This is a genomic window from Nocardia sp. NPDC050408 (assembly GCF_044458905.1).
Lineage (GTDB): Bacteria > Actinomycetota > Actinomycetes > Mycobacteriales > Mycobacteriaceae > Nocardia.
This window is the reverse complement of record NZ_JBITIL010000025.1, coordinates 54,084-71,427: the sequence shown is the minus strand read 5'-3', so window position 1 is coordinate 71,427 and position 17,344 is coordinate 54,084. Positions and strand designations below refer to the sequence as shown.

The window sequence follows — 17,344 nt, the reverse complement described above, 5'->3', positions numbered from 1 at the left end:
ACAACAAGGGCGGCAGGCTCACCTCGGATGCGGTCAGTGCACGATCGCCTTTTCCGCGCCGACACCGGTGAGCGAGCGAACCTCCATCTCGGCCTGTTTCGCCGGATCCTCCGGCTTGCGCCCGCCGAGGAAGGTGCCGACCACGCCGAGTGCGAAAGCCAGTGGGATGGAAACGATTCCGGGATTCGATAGCGGGAACCAATCAAAATCCGAACCCGGAATCATCGAGGTCTTCGTCCCGGATACCGCGGGTGAGAACACGATCAGCACAATCGTCGAGATCAGGCCGCCGTACATGCTGAACAGGGCACCGGTGGTGTTGAACCGCTTCCAGAACAGCGAGAACACGATGGTCGGCAGATTCGCCGCCGCCGCGACCGCGAAGGCCAGCGCCACCAGGAAGGCGATGTTCTGACCGTTGGCCAGGATGCCGAGGCCGATGGCCAGCGCACCGATCACCACCGCGGTGATCCGGGAAACCCTGACCTGCTTGTTCTCGTCGACCTGCCCCTTCTTGATCACGCTCGCGTAGATATCGTGCGCGAACGACGCCGATGCGGTGATGGTCAAGCCCGCGACGACCGCGAGGATGGTGGCGAAGGCGACCGCGGAGATAATGCCGAGCAGGATTACGCCGCCGAGTTCGAAGGCAAGTAGCGGCGCCGCCGAATTCTGCCCGCCCGCCGCGGCGAGAATGCGATCCGGTCCGACTATCGCGGCCGCACCGTAACCGAGCACCAGGGTGAACAGGTAGAACGCGCCGATCAGGCCGATCGCCCAAACCACCGAGCGCCGTGCCTCTTTCGCGGTCGGCACGGTGTAGAAGCGCATGAGCACATGCGGTAGACCCGCGGTGCCGAGCACCAGCGCCAGGCCGAGGGAGACAAAGTTCAGCTTGGAGGTCGCGCTGCCACCGTATTGGGCACCGGGGGCGAGCACGTCACGGGCGGCCACGCCCTTGGTCTTCGAGCCGTGCACCGCGTCCTGTGCCGAGCCGAGGATGTCGGAGAAGTTGAAGCCGAATTTGGCGAATACCATTACCGTCATCAGCGCCGCGCCGGTAATGAGCAGCACCGCCTTGATGATCTGCACCCATGTGGTGCCCTTCATGCCGCCGACCAGGACGTACACGATCATCAGCACACCGACGACGGCAATGACGATGCTCTGTCCGGTCTTATCCGAGATATCGAGCAGCAGCGCGACCAGACCGCCCGCGCCCGCCATCTGCGCCAGCAGATAGAACAGCGAAACCGCGAGCGTGGTCAGTGCGGCGGCGGTGCGGACCGGCCCTTCCTTCAGTCGGAAGCTCAGCACATCAGCCATGGTGAATTTGCCGGTGTTCCTGAGCATTTCGGCGACCAGCAGGAGTGCGACCAACCAGGCCACCAGGAAGCCGATCGAGTACAGGAACCCGTCGTAGCCGTATACCGCGATGGCGCCCGCGATGCCGAGAAAGCTTGCGGCGGAAAGGTAATCGCCCGCGATGGCGATGCCGTTCTGCGGGCCGGAGAAGCCGCGACCGCCGGTGAAGTAGTCGGCGGCGGTGCGGTTATTGCGGCTGGCCCGGATCACCACGACCATCGTGATCGCCACGAACAGGCCGAAAATGGCGATATTCGCGGCGGGATTGCCGACCGTTTCCGCGGCCGACAGATATTGCGTCCTCACGCCTGGTCTCCCTCGAGATAGTTGCGGATCGACGCGGCGCGCGGATCCAGTTCCTTATTGGCGAACCGGACATACAGCCAGGTGATTACGAACGTCGAGACGAATTGCCCGAGGCCGAGTAGCAGGCCGAGGTTGATATCGCCGATGACCTGGGTGGCCATGAAGTCGTGCGCGTAGGCGCCGAGCAGCACAAAGCTCAGGTACCAGACCAGGAACAGTGCGGTCATCGGAAAGATGAAGCGGCGCAACCGGCTTCGCAATTCCTGGAACTGGGGACTCGACTGGACGGCGGTGAAATCCTCCGCGGTCGGCGTGCGCCGCGGAGGCGTGCCATCTTTGTCGAGGTCGATACTGGTCATCGCAGGGTCCTAGCGTGTGACGTGGCTTACTACCCGCCGACCATAAAGGGACGCTCGTGCGGGATTCACGATGTGGCGTGGATCACTCTGTGAAGGCGTTGGTTTGTGCGGTGAACGGTCGGCTGGCCGCGACGAACGGTCAGCGGCTCAGCCCGATGGCACGCTCGCGGTCCGCGCCCATGCCGAGCCGCTCTGGTGCGTGCATCCGGACGAAGATGCGTCCCACCGTGCGGGCATTCTGCCCCCGCGTCAGCACGCTGACCAGGATCATCGACGCGAATGCCAGCGGTACGCTGAGCGCCGCCGGATAGCCGAGAACAGCAGCGAGCCAGCCGTTCGCGAGTTCGTCGGAGATGCCGCCGGTCACCGAAACCGCCGTCGCGCCGCCCGCCGCCAGACCGCCCGCGATCAGTCCGGTGGCCGCGCCCTTGGCCGTCAGACCACGCCACCAGATGCCGAGCACCAGCAGCGGACACAGCGTCGAGGCAGCCACCGAAAAGGCGAGCGCGACCGTGCGGGACAGATCCAGCGACACCACCATGATCGAAACACCAAGGGGCACAGCACCGGCGAATACGGCGGCGGCCCGAAAATCGCGAATCCGGCCGCGCAGCATATCCGTACTGAGCACACCCGCGATGCTGACCAGCAGTCCGGACGAGGTGGAAAGGAACGCCGCGATCGCACCTGCCGCGGCAAGTGCCGCCAGCAGTTGTCCCGGCAGGCCAGCCAGCACTGATCCGGGCAGCAGCACGACTGCGGCGTCGGAGGTTCCGGTGATAAGCAATTGCGGCACGTACAGCCGCGCGAAAACCCCCAGCAGAATGGGGAAGAGGTAGAACACCCCGACCAGGCCGATCACCGCGAGTGCGGTGGTGCGCGCCGCGCGACCATCGGGATTCGTATAGAACCGCACCAGCACGTGCGGAAGCCCCATCGTGCCCAGGAAAGTGGCGATGATCAGCGAATACACCTGGTAGGTGGGATGGGTGCCGCCGAATCCGCCGCCGGGCGCCAGCCAGGCCGCACCGTCCGTCGGCGCTCCGGCCACCACCGGCACGGCCGAGCCCGCCTCCAGGGTCAGTTCGGTGCCCGCCGCCAGTTCGTGTGTGCCGGGTGTGAGTAGGGCCGGGCCGTCCACCTTGCGATCGTCGAGCGTCCCGGTGATCGAAACCTGTTGCGGCGCGCCGACCCGCACCACCACGCCGGTGCTGACATCAACCGTGGTGCGTTCGGTGACCACCGGGGGAGCGGGTGTGCCGAGTTCGCGATCCTCGGCCAGAAAATGTCCGAGCAGCACCAGCGCCGGGATTGCCACGGCGGTCAGTTTCAGCCAGTACTGGAAGGCCTGTACCAGCGTGATCGATCGCATGCCGCCACCGGCTACATTCGCGATGATGATCGCGCCCACCGCTACCGCGCCGACCCATTTCGGCACATTCAGCAGGATGTGCAGCGTGAGCCCGGCGCCCTGGAACTGCGGAATGAGATATACACCGCAGACCAGCACCACCACGACCGCTGCCAGTCTGCGCAGCCGAAGCGAGCCGAGCCGGAACTCCGCGAAATCGGGCACCGTGTACGCGCCCGATCGGCGCAGTGGTGCCGCCACGAACAGCAGTAGACCGAGATATCCGGCGGTGAACCCGACCGGATACCAGAGCGCGTCCGCGCCGTATTTCGCGATCAGTCCCGCGACACCGAGAAATGAAGCGGCCGAGAGGTATTCGCCGGAGATGGCGGCCGCATTCCAGCGCGGCCCGACGCTGCGTGAGGCGACGAGGAAGTCGGAGGTGGTGCGCGCCAACCGAACACCGTAGACGCCGATCGCTACCGTGGTGAGGGCGGCGAACAGTAGTGCGAGCACCGTGAGCGCTGGGGCCGTCGCCGTGTTCACGCCATGCCCCGATCCGTTCCGGCATCCGGTCGGCAGTGCTGGCGGGCGGCGGGCCGTGATGCGGCACGACCCCTTTCCTCGCCGCCGACCGAGTTGCCGCCCATTCGACATGTCGTGGCGCATGGGCGCTCGGCCGAGCGGCGGTGCGCGAGTGTTGTCGCGGCGCGAAACATCAGGTCAGTCCTCGGCCAATTCCAGGAAGTCCTGCTCATTGCGTTCGGCGAGACGGACATAGAGCCGCCCGACGCCGTACAGCACCGGATAGACGGCGATACCGAGCAGCAGCCACGGCAGCCGAACCCCGAGCAGCACAAAAGATCCCACCGACCCGAGCCGGAAAAGTACCGGAAGCGAACACAATACGAGCACCATGACCAACCCGACGCGCACCGCCAACCCCAATTGCGCGCGAATCAGACCGCCGATCAGCGCCTCGCCGATCTCGGTCTGCTCGACCACTTCCGTGCGGGTCCGCACGCGTCGCGCGCCGCGGCGTTCGGCGAGCACGACGCGCTGTCTGGGCGGACGCGGCTGGGCAGTGGTCACGGATTCGTCCACTGCTGTCGCGGGCCGTGCACCAGCCGCTGCTTCAGCTCCCGCACCTGCCGACGGCTCACCGGCAATTCCACCGCCGCGGCTTTGCCGTCGGCCCGCAGCCGGACCACCGTTCCGGTGCCGACCGAGCGCAGCCCGGTCACCAACCGCAGCGCCACCAGATAAGATCGGTGCACCCGCAGGAATCCCGCGTTCTCCCACCGGGATTCCAACGCCGACAATGGAATCCGCACCAGATGGGATCCCCGACTGGTGTGCAGTCGGGCGTAATCGCCCTCCGCCTCCACCCAGCTCACGCTCGATCGGTGCACGAGCGTGGTGACTCCGCCCAATTCCACCGGAATCACTTCATTGGGGTCGGCACGCGGTTCCGCGATCGCCGGGGCCGGTGCCGCGCGCGCCGTGACGATCCGGCGCACCGCCTCGGTCAACCGCGCCTCCCGCAGCGGTTTGAGTAGATAGTCCACCGCTCCCAGATCGAAGGCCGCGATCGCCTGATCATCGTGCGCCGTCACGAACACCACCGCGGGAGGGTTCGCGAACTCGGACAGGATGCCCGCCAATTCCATGCCATCCAGCCCGGGCATATTGATATCGAGGAAGACGGCATCGATCGGATGCGCCCGCATCAGCCGCAGCGCACTTGTCGCATCGCTCGCGCTGTGGATGTCACCGACCCCCGACTGCGCGCGCAGCAAATACACCAGCTCATCCAGAGCGGGCTTCTCGTCGTCCACGGCGAGCACACGCAGTGCGGCGGCCGAGTGGTCGGTGGTCCGAGTCACAATCGTTCCATGGTAAGCGGAGCCCCTCCATAGTCGGCCCGGATACCTGGACCAGGGCTGAATCGGACCGGGTCCACGCGCGCCTTCGTCAGTGCGGCCGTGAGACCGCGCAGTCGTGGCGGCGCGCAGTCGTGCGCCGTGCGAAGTGACCTGTGGTCAGGCCTGGATGCCCGCGCGGAATTTGGGCACGCGGAGGCTGACCTTGGTGCCCGCGCCAGGGGCGGTCTCCACGATCAAACCGTAGTCATTGCCGAAGGCGGCACGTAAGCGGTCGTCGACATTGGCCAGGCCCACATGGGCGGATTCGCCGGAGCCCGCCGGGCCGGTTCCGGTTTCGATGGCGTCGAGGGCACCGGAGCGCAACAGATCCGGATCCATCCCGATGCCGTCGTCCTCGACGCTGATCACGCAGTCGGTACCGGCATCGGCCGCGACAATGGTCACCGTGCCGCCGCGTGTCGCCCCGGCCAAGCCGTGCCGAACCGCGTTCTCCACCAATGGTTGCAGCGCCAGGAACGGCAGTACGACGCCGAGCACTTCCGGTGCGATCTGCAACCGCACCTGCAAAGCATCACCGAACCGAGCGCGCTCCAGCGCCAGATACCGCTCGATATTGCGTAGTTCGTCCGAGAGCACCGTGAATTCGCCCGCGGCACGGAAGGAATATCGGGTGAAGTCGGCGAACTCCAGGATCAGCTCGCGCGCCCGATCGGGATCGGTACGCACAAATGACGCGACGGTATTGAGCGCGTTGTAGATGAAATGCGGACTGATCTGGGCCCGCAACGCGCGCACCTCGGCCCGATCGAGTCGGGCGCGCGAGGCGTCCAATTCCGCCAATTCCAGCTGTCCGCAGGCATATCGCGCCACCTCGGCGACCGCCCCCAGGCGTCCTGGTTCCGGCTTTCCGGTGGTAACCACCCCCAAAGCACCTGCCACCCCGGCGTTTTCGATGAGCAGCGGCTGCGCGATCAGCGTCCGCCCGGCATGTTCGCCGCGACCCGGTCCTGACACCAGCACCGGGCGCTCGGTCGCCACCGCCCGCCTGGCCGCATCGGCGAAGGGCTCGGCCAGATCCGAATGCGGCCCGTCCCAAGCCAGCAATGTGCCGTCCGCATCGGCCACCCCCAACGCGTCGGCTCCGGTGAGTATCCGAAGATGCGGTGCGGCCTCCTGCGCGGAGCGATCGTTGAGCCCCTGGCGCAGCGGCCGCGCGGCCAGCGATGCGGTGTGCAGCGCTGAGTAGACCGCCCGCTCGGCCGGTGTGGTCACCACCCTGCGCGTCCGAGACCACACCAGTAGCGCGCCGACGATCAGCACGCATGCCGTACCGACCGCGACAACGGCGGTGGTCACAGCACCCCCGCTGTCCGGTTCTGCCGCTGCCATACCATCGCCCGATTATGGCGCTGCCCGCGGTGAGTGCGTGGTCGACCGCGCGGATCGGGGCCGACGACCGCGCCGAGCGATGCGCGCCCTCTAGTCCGAACTGACGCACAGGTCCACCAGGCAATCCCATCGGCATACAGTCGTGCCATGACGGCGGGCTACTCCGGAACCCCTTTGGCCAAGAAACTCGGCATCAAGGCCGGCCACCGAGTGGTGCTCCTGCATGCCGCGCCGGGCTGGCGGATCCCGGAGCTTCCGCCCGAAGTGGAAATCGCCGCCGATCAGCCGGATCGGGCCGAGGTGGTGCTCGCCTTCTACCGCACCCATGCCGAACTCGCCGACGAGGCATCGGATCTCGCCGCCCGGCTGGCCAAAGGGGCGATGCTGTGGATCGCCTGGCCGCGCAAGGCGGGCGGGCACGTCAGCGATATCGCCGAGAACGATCTGCGCGAACTGCTGCTGCCCATCGGCGTCGTGGATGTGAAGGTGGCCGCGCTCGACAACGATTGGTCCGGTTTGAAATTCGTCTGGCGCAAGCGCGCTTGATCGATGGCTCGCGTAGTGTCGAGCGATCCGCGGACCACCCCACTGTCGCGGAAATCGGACAGCCGCATAGTGGGTCGCGAGACTCGCCGGTGATCTTCACCACCGACACGCCGGGCACCTGCGACAGCCCGGCGCGGGAAGCCGAACTCGTCGGTGGGGACCCCTAGAATCGCTACACCAACCCCCGTCGAGACCTTGGGAGGAAGGACCGTCTTGGCCGCCTCGTCCGGATCGTTCGTTCACCTGCACAACCACACCGAGTACTCCATGCTCGATGGTGCGGCCAAAATCTCTCCGCTCTTCGCCGAGGCGAAACGGCTGGGAATGAACGCGGTCGGGATGACCGACCACGGCAATATGTACGGGGCCTCGGAGTTCTACAACTCCGCCAAGAAGGCCGATATCAAGCCGATCATCGGCATCGAGGCCTATATCGCACCGGGTTCTCGATTCGACACCAAGCGTGTGCAATGGGGTGATCCCAGTCAGAAGGGCGACGACGTCTCCGGTTCCGGCGCCTACACCCATATGACCATGGTCGCGGAGAACGCGACCGGCCTGCACAACCTGTTCAAGCTGTCCTCACTGGCCTCCCTGGAAGGTCAGCTCGGCAAGTGGGCGCGCATGGACGAGGAGATCATCGCCGAGCACGCCGCGGGCATCATCGCCACCACCGGCTGCCCGTCGGGTGAGGTGCAGACCCGGCTGCGCCTCGGCCACGACCGCGAGGCCCTGGAGGCCGCGGCCAAATGGCAGGAGATCTTCGGACCGGACAATTTCTTCCTCGAGATCATGGACCACGGCCTGTCCATCGAGCGCCGGGTCCGCGAGGGGCTGCTCGAGGTCGGCAAGAAACTCGGGATCCGGCCGCTGGCCACCAATGACTGCCACTACGTCACCAAGGACGCCTCGACCAACCACGAGGCGCTGCTGTGCATCCAGACCGGTAAAACACTCAGCGACCCAACGCGTTTCAAGTTCGACGGCGACGGCTACTACCTGAAGTCCGCGGAGGAGATGCGGGCGATCTGGGATATGGAGGTGCCCGGCGCCTGCGATTCCACCCTGCTGATCGCCGAGCGGGTGCAGCCCTATGACGAGGTGTGGCAGCACCGCGACCGGATGCCGATCTTCCCGGTGCCCGATGGCCACGACCAGGCCAGCTGGCTGCGCCGCGAGGTCGACCTCGGACTGCGGCGACGCTTCCCGGACGGCGCGCCCCAGGAATATCTGGACCGCGCCCAGTACGAGATCGGCGTCATCCTGGAGATGGGCTTCCCGGCCTACTTCCTCGTCGTCGGTGACCTGATCAATCACGCTCGCGAGGTCGGCATCCGCGTCGGTCCCGGCCGTGGTTCCGCGGCCGGTTCGCTGGTCGCCTATGCCCTCGGTATCACCAATATCGACCCGATTCCGCACGGTCTGCTCTTCGAGCGCTTCCTCAATCCCGAGCGTGTGTCGATGCCTGATATCGATATCGACTTCGACGATCGCCGCCGCGGTGAGATGGTCCGCTACGCGAGTGAGAAATGGGGCACCGACCGCGTCGCCCAGGTCATCACGTTCGGCACCATCAAGACCAAGGCCGCCATCAAGGACTCGGCGCGTGTGCTGTTCGGTCAGCCCGGCTTCGCCATCGCCGACCAGATCACCAAGGCGCTGCCGCCGCCGATCATGGCCAAGGACATCTCGGTATCCGGTATCACCGATCCGGAACACGAGCGGTACAAGGAGGCCGCCGAGGTTCGCGAACTCATCGCGAGCAATCCCGATGTCGCCAAGATCTACGAAACAGCGCGCGGCCTCGAGGGCCTGATCCGCAATGCGGGTGTGCACGCTTGCGCGGTCATCATGTCCTGTGATCCGCTCACCGACGCGATCCCGGTCTGGAAACGCCCCCAGGACGGTGCGCTCATCACCGGCTGGGACTATCCGTCGTGTGAGGCCATCGGCCTGCTGAAGATGGACTTCCTCGGTCTGCGCAACCTGACGGTGATCGGCGACGCGCTGGAGAATATCCAGGCCAACCGCGGCATCGACTTGGATATGGACCGGTTGCCGCTCGACGATGCGCGCACCTACGAATTGCTTTCCCGCGGCGAAACTCTCGGCGTATTCCAGCTCGATGGTGGACCCATGCGCGATCTGCTGCGCCGCATGCAGCCGACCGCATTCGAGGACATCGTGGCCGTCGGCGCGCTGTATCGCCCCGGCCCGATGGGCATGAACGCGCACAACGACTACGCCGACCGCAAGAACGATCGGCAGGAAGTCAAGCCGATCCATCCGGAGCTGGAGGAGCCGCTCAAGGAGATCCTGGGTGAGACCTACGGCCTGATCGTCTACCAAGAGCAGATCATGCATGTCGCGCAGAAAGTGGCCGGCTATTCGCTCGGTCGAGCAGATATTCTGCGCCGCGCGATGGGTAAGAAGAAGGCCGAGGTGCTGGCCGCGGAGTTCGAGGGCTTCGAGGAGGGCATGCAGGCCAACGGATATTCCAAGGCGGCCATCAAGGCGCTGTGGGACACCATCCTTCCGTTCGCCGGTTACGCGTTCAACAAATCGCACGCCGCCGCCTACGGCCTGATCTCATACTGGACCGCATATCTCAAGGCGAACTATCCCGCCGAATATATGGCGGCCCTGCTCACCTCCGTCGGCGACGATAAGGACAAGGCCGCGGTCTACCTGTCCGATTGCCGCCGCCTCGGCATCACCGTGCTGCCGCCGGATGTCAACGAATCCGAGATGAACTTCGCCTCGGTGGGTAAGGACATCCGCTTCGGCCTCGGCGCGGTGCGCAATGTCGGCGCCAATGTTGTCTCCTCGATCATCCAGGCGCGCAAGGAGAAGTCGAAGTTCACCGATTTCTCGGACTATCTGAACAAGATCGATGCCATCGCCTGCACCAAGAAGGTCACCGAATCCCTCATCAAGGCAGGCGGATTCGATTCGCTCGGACATCCGCGCAAGGGCCTGCTGTTGGTGCACTCCGATGCCATCGATGCGGTGATGTCCACCAAGAAGGCCGAGGCGATCGGCCAGTTCGATCTGTTCGGCGGGCTCGATGACGGCGACGAATCGGTGGCCTCGATCTTCAACGTCAAGGTGCCCGATGACGAGTGGGAGACCAAGCACAAACTGGCGCTCGAGCGGGAAATGCTCGGCCTGTACGTGTCCGGACATCCACTCAACGGCGTCGAACATGTGCTTGCGGCACAGGCGGATACGGCTATTCCCGCCATTCTCGAGGGCGATATCAAGGATGGCGCCCAGGTGACCATCGGCGGCATCCTCGCCTCGGTCAACCGCCGCATCAATAAGAACGGCCTGGCCTGGGCCTCGGCGCAGATCGAGGATCTGACCGGTGGTATCGAGGTCTTGTTCTTCCCGCAGGCCTATTCGGTGTACGGCGCGGATGTGGTGGAGGACGCGGTCGTGCTGGTGAAGGCCAGAGTATCGGTACGTGATGACCGAATCTCCTTGATCGCCAATGATCTCGCCGTCCCCGACCTCTCCTCTATCGGTGTGGCCAAGCCGCTGGCGGTTGTCATGCCGACGCGCCTGTGCACACAGGACAAGATCGGCGAACTCAAGCGCATCCTGTCCAGGCATCCGGGCACTGCGGACGTCCACGTCCGCCACGTGGGCGCACGCGACAACACGTCACTGTGGAAATTGGATGACAGCCTGCGGGTTTCACCGTCCTCGGCCCTGATGGGCGACCTGAAGGCCCTACTCGGTCCGGGCTGCCTCGCGGGCTGACGCAGTTCGTCTGAATCGGTAGCGTCGGCGATTGCGGCGGCTACGCGCACGTTTCGTTTGGCGGCCGCCCCTTCTCGACGGTGCCGCCCCTCCTCGACGGTGCCGCCCTCCTCGACGGTGCCGCCCCTCCTCGACGGCCGCACCGTCCGCAGCATCGGCGCGGCCGCCAGCGGCCGCCGCATTTCGGAGATCCGTGCGTGTTTTCGGCGCGAATCTGGGCGGGACGCGAAGACGGTGCGCGGGTACGAGTAGTCCACCGGGACCGGGCGAAACGCTTAACTGCCCGAACCCGCGCACGGGTTCGGGCAGTTGCGGCGACGAGCAGTCCGCGCGATATTCACTGTCGGCGGGGTCCGATCGAGAAGCGTTGCGATGGTGCGTATTCAGACCGTGAGCCCGATCATGGCGCAATCCACCGGGCTGACCGTCCCGACCCGCTGGGTCCGGCGGTGTAGCGCGGCCGCCCAACCAACGGTGGCCCGTGCCGCACCGCGCGGACCGCGCCCGATTCAGGCGATGATTTCCACCTGGGGTTATGCGTTTCAGACGGTAAGCTCGGCCGTTGCCCGATCCGCTGGTCCGATGGTGTCGACTTGCTGGCCCCGGCGGTGTAGCGCCGCCGCCCAAGTGACGGTGGCCAGTGCCGCGACGGCGAGGGCAGCGCCGATCCAGGCGATCGAGGGGTAGCCGAGGCCGCTGCCGATGGCCAGGCCGCCGAGCCATGGGCCGATGGTGATGCCGACATTGAATGCGGAGAAGTTGACCCCGGTCGCGAGGGTGGGTGCAGCCCCGGCCAATGCGAATACTCGGGTGTTCAGTGCCGGATTCGTGGCGAATCCGAAGGCGCCCAATAGGAATACGAGGATTACGACCGGTGCGGGCATGGTCGCGGTCAGCGCCAGCACTGCCGAGATGATGATCAACCCGATCATGCCGATGGTCAGTACGCGGAACGGATGGGCATCCGCGGTCCGGCCGCCGACGGTGATGCCGATCAGCGCGCCGATGCCGTACAGCGTGAGTACCAAGGGAATCCAGCTCTCCGCGATTGCGGTGGTGCGGGACAGGAGTGCGCCGAGGTAGGCGAAGGTCACCAATTGCGCGCCGGTCGAGAGTGCGGTTGTGCTGTAGGACAGCCAGAGGCGCGGATTGATCATGGTTCGCAGTTCGCGGCGCAGGTTCGGCACCTCGGCGGGACGTCCGCCGGGAATCTTGGCCGCTACCCCGGCCATGGCAAGCGCCGACAGCACGGCCACCGTCCAGAATGCGGCCCGCCAGCCCAGATGCTGGCCGATCACCGTACCCGCCGGGAGCCCGACGATATTGGCCACGGTCAGCCCGCCCGCGACAATACTCATTGCCCGACCGCGCGCGTTCTCCGCTACCAGGCTCAGCGCCGTGGTCGCGGCGACCGCCCAGAATCCGGCGTAGACGAATGCGCCGACCACCCTGGTTCCGAAGAGCACCCAGTAGCCCGGGGTCAGCGCGGCCACCACATGCGCGGCGATGAACACCCCGAGGAAGGTCAGCAGTGCGGTGCGGCGTGGCCAGCGCAGGGTGATTACGGCTAGCGCTGGCGCGCCCACCAGCATGCCCAGTGCGAATGCCGAGATCAGCAGGCCCGCTTGGGGGATGGAGACGCCGAGGTCGGCGGCCATTTGGGTGAGCAGGCCGGAGAGCATCAGCTCCGAGGTGCCCTGGGCGAATATCGATAGCCCGAGTATGTAGACGGCGAGTGGCATGGGACCCTCTCTTATTTTGGATTGATCAGTTCAAAATGTTGACAAAGGAATGCGGCGCTTGCGTCGGCGTGCCGGACACACCGGTGGTCTTGCCCATGTTCGTGCGAACGGAATCCGTTGCAGCGGTGGCGCTAATGGGGCGGCCACCTCGCAAGACCTGTGAATCTTGGTGGTGGCCGAGGTTGGTCTCAGAGCACGCGCAATGCGGTTGTGGCGATGGCCTCCAGGGTGTCCTTATCGGCTCCGCCGCGCGCCGCGACGCGCATACCGCTGATCGTGGTGATCACGAAATGGGCTAGCGTGCGAGCATCTTTGCCCGCATCGATCTCGCCGGACCGCTGACCTGCCCGGATAACCGCGGTCAGTGCGTCGAGCCTGCGCTCCAGGTCGGCGCGCAATGTCGCCGCCACGGCTGGATCGCGCGGTGCCAACTCGACCGTCGAGTTGACCACCAGGCAGCCGACGGGGTCGTCGGCCGGTGCGTCGATGGTCTGACGCAATAGCGTCTGGATCTTCGCCCGCGCGGGCAGGTCGCCGTCGAGCACTTCGAAGATCGAGGCGTTCTTGCTATTCATGTACCGCCGCAGTGCCCGGTCGAACAGCTCGTGCTTACTGGTGAAGGTGTTGTAGATACTGCTGCGGCCCAAACCTGTTGCATCGCAGAGGTCTTGGGTTGAGGTGCCCTCGTAGCCCGCGGACCAGAACGCCCGCATGGCCGCGTCCACCGCCCGGTCCTCGTCGAATGCCTTAGGTCGTGCCATGGGTTGACGCTAGCACGTTTTGAACTAACTGGTCCAATATGGCTGGGCTACGGCGAGATCGCGACTCCGAGCGAAAGGGCCGCGAGAAATTTGGGTCCGTCCGCGTAGAACTCGTCGAGCTCGCGGATCTCGAATCCCGCGCTCTCGACGGTGCCGCGGATATTGCGATCGAGATTGCATCCGCCCGCGATCGCCTTCTCGATCGGATTCAACCGGTGCTGCCACGCCTGGACGCCCGGATCCGGCGCAAGCCCGTGTTCGACGAAATGCAGGGTCCCGCCCGGGACGAGCACCCTGCGCACCTCGGCCAGCGCGGCCGCGATATCCGGAATGGTGCACATCGTCCAGGTCGAGAGTGTGGAGTCGAAGCTGTTATCTGCGAAGGGCAGCGACTGACCGTCGAGCCCGGCGCGTTCGATCGGCACGGTGGCCCCGGTCAGCCGCTTATCCGCCAGGCGCCAGCCGAGGTCGGCGGGCTCCACGGCGCTGACCGACTCGACGGCGGCCGGATAGAAGGGGATATTCAGCCCCGATCCGAAGCCGATTTCCAGCACGCGCCCGTGCAGCCCGGCGCAGGCGCGCTCCCGCTGCGGATTGTTCATCTTGGCCCCACAGACCAGATTCACCAGTCGCGGCACGACCTGATCGTTATAGATGCCCATCCACTCACTCTGTCAGGGTCCGCGCGCCGCAGGCAATGGTCAGCTGGTCGAAAGGGCGCGTTCCGATGTCGACGGGCCGCATGACCGGCGACATGCGATGCTGGCTCGGTGACCTTGTTCGAGGTGTGGGCCCCGCGACCGGAACGGGTGCGTATCGAGGTCGATGGCGCCGTGCATCCGATGACGCGGTCCGGCGACGGTTGGTGGCGGGCCGAAGTGCTCGCCGTGCCAGGCATGCGGTACGGCTACCTGCTCGACGACGACCCGACCGTCCTGCCCGATCCGCGCTCGGCTCGGCAGCCCGACGGCGTGCACGGCCGCTCGGCGGTGCACGCCCTCGATCCCGCCGGGTGGACCGATGCGGACTGGAACGGTCGCCCGTTGGCGGGTGCGATCATCTACGAACTGCATCTGGGCACCTTCACCCCCGAGGGCAGCTTCGACGCCGCCGTCGAGCGCCTCGACCACCTGGTCGAACTCGGCGTCACCATGGTCGAGTTGATGCCGGTCAATGCCTTCGACGGCAGCCACAATTGGGGTTACGATGGCGTGCTCTGGTATGCGGTGCACGAGCCCTACGGCGGGCCCGATGGTTTGCAGCGCTTCGTGAATGCCTGCCATGCAAAGGGTTTGGCGGTCGCCCTTGATGTCGTCTACAACCATCTCGGCCCTTCCGGCAACTATCTGCCCCGCTTCGCGCCCTATCTCACCGAGGGCCGCAATACCTGGGGTCAGAGCCTCAATCTCGATGGCCCTGCCTCGGACCCGGTGCGCCGTTTCATAATCGAGAACGCTTTGCGCTGGTTGCGCGATTTCCATATCGACGCACTGCGCCTGGATGCCGTGCACGCACTCGTCGATCGCACCGCCACCCATCTGCTCGCCGAACTCGCCACCGACACCGAATCCCTTGCCGCACATCTGCGTAGACCGCTGACGTTGATCGCGGAGAGCGACCTCAACGATCCGCGGCTCATCACCCCGCGCGCGGCGGGTGGTTACGGCCTTACCGGCCAATGGAACGACGACCTGCATCACGCGGTGCACACCGCGGTATCCGGTGAACATCAGGGCTACTACGCCGATTTCGGTTCGCTGCGCTGTCTTGCCCAGACACTGACGCGCGGATTCTTCCACGCCGGAACGTATTCCAGCTTCCGCGGCCGCATCCACGGCCGTCCGATCGACACGCGACTTGTCCCGGCGAGCGCGTTGCTCGCCTACACCTGCACCCATGATCAGATCGGCAATCGGGCGATCGGTGACCGTCCCAGCGCCTACCTGAGCGACGGACAGTTGGCGATCAAGGCCGCGTTGGTGCTGTTTTCGGCATACACGCCCATGCTGTTCATGGGGGAGGAGTGGGGTGCGCGCACCCCGTTCCAGTTCTTCACCTCGCATACCGATCCGGTGATCGCGGCCGCCACCGCCACCGGCCGTAAGAACGAATTCGCCGAACACGGCTGGGACAGTGACGAGGTTCCGGACCCGCAGGACCCTGAAACCTTCCTCCGGTCCAAGCTGGATTGGTCCGAACTCGAACATGCTCGCCACATACGGCTACTGTCCTGTTATAGAAAGCTGATCGGTTTGCGACGTGAGCGGGCCGAAATAACGGACCCGTGGCTCACGCGTGTATCTGTTGACTATGACGAGCATGCCCGCTGGATCGCGGTGCGCCGGGGCCCGCTGACTTTGCTGTGCAATCTCTCCGAAGAGCAGGTCAGCGTGCCTATCGTTGGTCTTTCGCTGCTGTCGTGGGAACCCGCGACCGAAGGCGTTTCCACGACGGAGATACCGGGCCATTCGTTCGTGATACTCGCGGGCGCGTAGCCGAACCCCAGCTCGGATCGCGATTGCCGAAAACCCGCTGAATGTAACTGTCCGAGACACAACATTGCCGAGTGTGACCAGCGCCATTACCTTTGGAATATGAGCAACGTGGCTTCACCCGGGGACCTAGCGAATCTCCCCGATGGGATGGGTGGCAGCGCCGCCGCCGAATTCGCACCATTGGTACGCGCATTCGCGAAGGTCTTCGGGTACCGCCGGGGGGCGGGCGGCGCGTTGGCCGTACATCTGCACGGTGAGCCGCTGGTCGATATCTGGACCGGGAGCGCGGGTGACAAGCCTTGGAGCCAGGACACCGGCGCGATCATCTTCTCCGCCACCAAGGGCATCACCGCGACGGTCATCCACCGGCTGGCCGATCGTGGTCTGCTCGACTATGAAGCGCCGATGGCGGAGTACTGGCCGGAGTTCGGCCAGAACGGCAAGGGCGATATCACCATTCGTCAGGTGATGACGCATAGCGCCGGACTCGGTGGCCTCAATCCGATCGCGGCCGGACTCGAGGATGTGCTCGACCACCAGCTGATGGAGCAGCGTCTCGCCGCCGCGAAACCCGATCGTCTGCTCGGCACCCCGGCCTATCACGCACTGACCTTCGGTTGGCTGCTGGCCGGATTGGCCCGCGCCATTACCGGACAGGGGATGGCGGAGCTGTTTCGCACCGAGGTCGCCGAACCGCTCGGCATCGACGGCCTGCATCTGGGCAAGCCGTCCGCGCAATCGTCGACCGTCTATGCGCCGCTGGCGGGCTCTCAGCTCAGCCTGATCGGAAAGCCGGTCAGCACAAGGGTTTTGGGTCGCAGCTATGGTTTGCCGGGTGCGCTCGGGGCTGCGGCGCGGTGCCTGTTCCTGCCCGGATTGGAGACCATCCTGGAGGGCGAACTCCCGCGAATTCTCGATACCGAACTCGGTGCGGGCAACGGTGTCTGCACCGCACCCGCCCTGGCCACCATGTACGGCGCGCTGGCCAATGGCGGTATGGCGGGCGGCGTGCCGTACCTGACACCGCGAACCATCAAGGCGCTCAGTCGAATTCGGACCTACCGGCTCGACCGCGCGCTGTTCTACGCCCCCATGCTCTGGCGCCTCGGTTACCACTCCCTGCCGATGCCCGGTGCACACGGCGGCTTCGGTCATATCGGCCTCGGCGGTTCCTTCGGCTGGGCCGAACCCCGCCTCGGCCTATCCGTCGGATTCGTGCACAACCGCCTCTCGGCCGCGCAGCTGAGCTTCGACCAGGCCGCGGCCGGTTGGCTATTGCCGATGGTCATGACGGGCCTACGCGCGACCCGCCGGACTGCTCCCATGATCGAGACGCCTGAAGCCGCGTAATCCACAATCCGCCAGCAAGTGCCAGCGCC

13 protein-coding genes are annotated in these 17,344 nt (G+C 65.6%); 4 read left to right on the top strand and 9 right to left on the bottom strand.

Annotation, left to right across the window (positions count from 1 at the left end; genetic code table 11):
• Positions 1 to 33 precede the first annotated feature (33 nt).
• The 6 genes from ACIBJI_RS38505 to ACIBJI_RS38480 all read right to left on the bottom strand — a co-directional run bounded on the left by ACIBJI_RS38505 (position 34) and on the right by ACIBJI_RS38480 (position 6,623).
• Positions 34 to 1,671 (bottom strand): cation acetate symporter, encoded by a 1,638-nt coding sequence (locus tag ACIBJI_RS38505; RefSeq protein ID WP_364353174.1) that lies wholly within the window; start codon positions 1,669 to 1,671, stop codon positions 34 to 36.
• Positions 1,668 to 2,030, bottom strand: a complete 363-nt coding sequence (locus tag ACIBJI_RS38500; RefSeq protein WP_364353171.1) for a DUF485 domain-containing protein — start codon at positions 2,028 to 2,030, stop codon at positions 1,668 to 1,670. The genes ACIBJI_RS38505 and ACIBJI_RS38500 overlap by 4 nt, the downstream gene beginning before the upstream one ends.
• 139 nt (positions 2,031 to 2,169) lie before the next feature.
• Entirely contained in the window at positions 2,170 to 3,927 is a 1,758-nt protein-coding gene (locus tag ACIBJI_RS38495) for a cation acetate symporter (protein WP_364353168.1), read from the bottom strand.
• 177 nt (positions 3,928 to 4,104) lie between these two features.
• Positions 4,105 to 4,473: a hypothetical protein gene (locus ACIBJI_RS38490; RefSeq protein ID WP_364353165.1), complete on the bottom strand. Its 369-nt coding sequence runs from the start codon at positions 4,471 to 4,473 to the stop codon at positions 4,105 to 4,107.
• Positions 4,470 to 5,267: a LytTR family DNA-binding domain-containing protein gene (locus ACIBJI_RS38485; RefSeq protein WP_364353162.1), complete on the bottom strand. Its 798-nt coding sequence runs from the start codon at positions 5,265 to 5,267 to the stop codon at positions 4,470 to 4,472. Before ACIBJI_RS38485 ends, ACIBJI_RS38490 begins: the two co-directional genes overlap by 4 nt.
• Before the next feature lie 156 nt (positions 5,268 to 5,423).
• A complete protein-coding gene (locus tag ACIBJI_RS38480) occupies positions 5,424 to 6,623 on the bottom strand; it encodes a histidine kinase (protein WP_396959319.1) in 1,200 nt (399 codons plus the stop codon).
• Positions 6,624 to 6,803: 180 nt separating this feature from the next.
• On the opposite strand from ACIBJI_RS38480, the gene ACIBJI_RS38475 reads away from it, so the two are divergent.
• Both ACIBJI_RS38475 and dnaE read left to right on the top strand, forming a co-directional pair.
• On the top strand, positions 6,804 to 7,202 hold the full coding sequence (locus tag ACIBJI_RS38475) for a DUF3052 family protein (protein ID WP_364353156.1): 399 nt from the start codon (positions 6,804 to 6,806) through the stop codon (positions 7,200 to 7,202).
• Between the two features lie 213 nt (positions 7,203 to 7,415).
• Entirely contained in the window at positions 7,416 to 10,967 is a 3,552-nt protein-coding gene (gene dnaE / locus ACIBJI_RS38470) for a DNA polymerase III subunit alpha (RefSeq protein ID WP_364353153.1), read from the top strand.
• A gap of 542 nt (positions 10,968 to 11,509) precedes the next feature.
• Here dnaE and ACIBJI_RS38465 read toward each other — a convergent pair.
• From ACIBJI_RS38465 to ACIBJI_RS38455, 3 genes are all read right to left on the bottom strand, one after another.
• Positions 11,510 to 12,709, bottom strand: a complete 1,200-nt coding sequence (locus ACIBJI_RS38465; RefSeq protein WP_397088020.1) for a Cmx/CmrA family chloramphenicol efflux MFS transporter — start codon at positions 12,707 to 12,709, stop codon at positions 11,510 to 11,512.
• Positions 12,710 to 12,897: 188 nt separating this feature from the next.
• Positions 12,898 to 13,470, bottom strand: coding sequence for a TetR/AcrR family transcriptional regulator (locus ACIBJI_RS38460; RefSeq protein WP_364353143.1), 573 nt, complete (start codon positions 13,468 to 13,470; stop codon positions 12,898 to 12,900).
• Between the two features lie 47 nt (positions 13,471 to 13,517).
• Positions 13,518 to 14,132: a class I SAM-dependent methyltransferase gene (locus tag ACIBJI_RS38455; protein ID WP_364353140.1), complete on the bottom strand. Its 615-nt coding sequence runs from the start codon at positions 14,130 to 14,132 to the stop codon at positions 13,518 to 13,520.
• A gap of 108 nt (positions 14,133 to 14,240) precedes the next feature.
• Here ACIBJI_RS38455 and treZ point away from each other — a divergent pair, with 108 nt between their 5' ends.
• Positions 14,241 to 15,965: a malto-oligosyltrehalose trehalohydrolase gene (gene treZ, locus ACIBJI_RS38450; RefSeq protein WP_397088018.1), complete on the top strand. Its 1,725-nt coding sequence runs from the start codon at positions 14,241 to 14,243 to the stop codon at positions 15,963 to 15,965.
• Between the two features lie 99 nt (positions 15,966 to 16,064).
• Positions 16,065 to 17,315, top strand: a complete 1,251-nt coding sequence (locus ACIBJI_RS38445; protein WP_364353134.1) for a serine hydrolase — start codon at positions 16,065 to 16,067, stop codon at positions 17,313 to 17,315.
• Positions 17,316 to 17,344 lie beyond the last annotated feature (29 nt).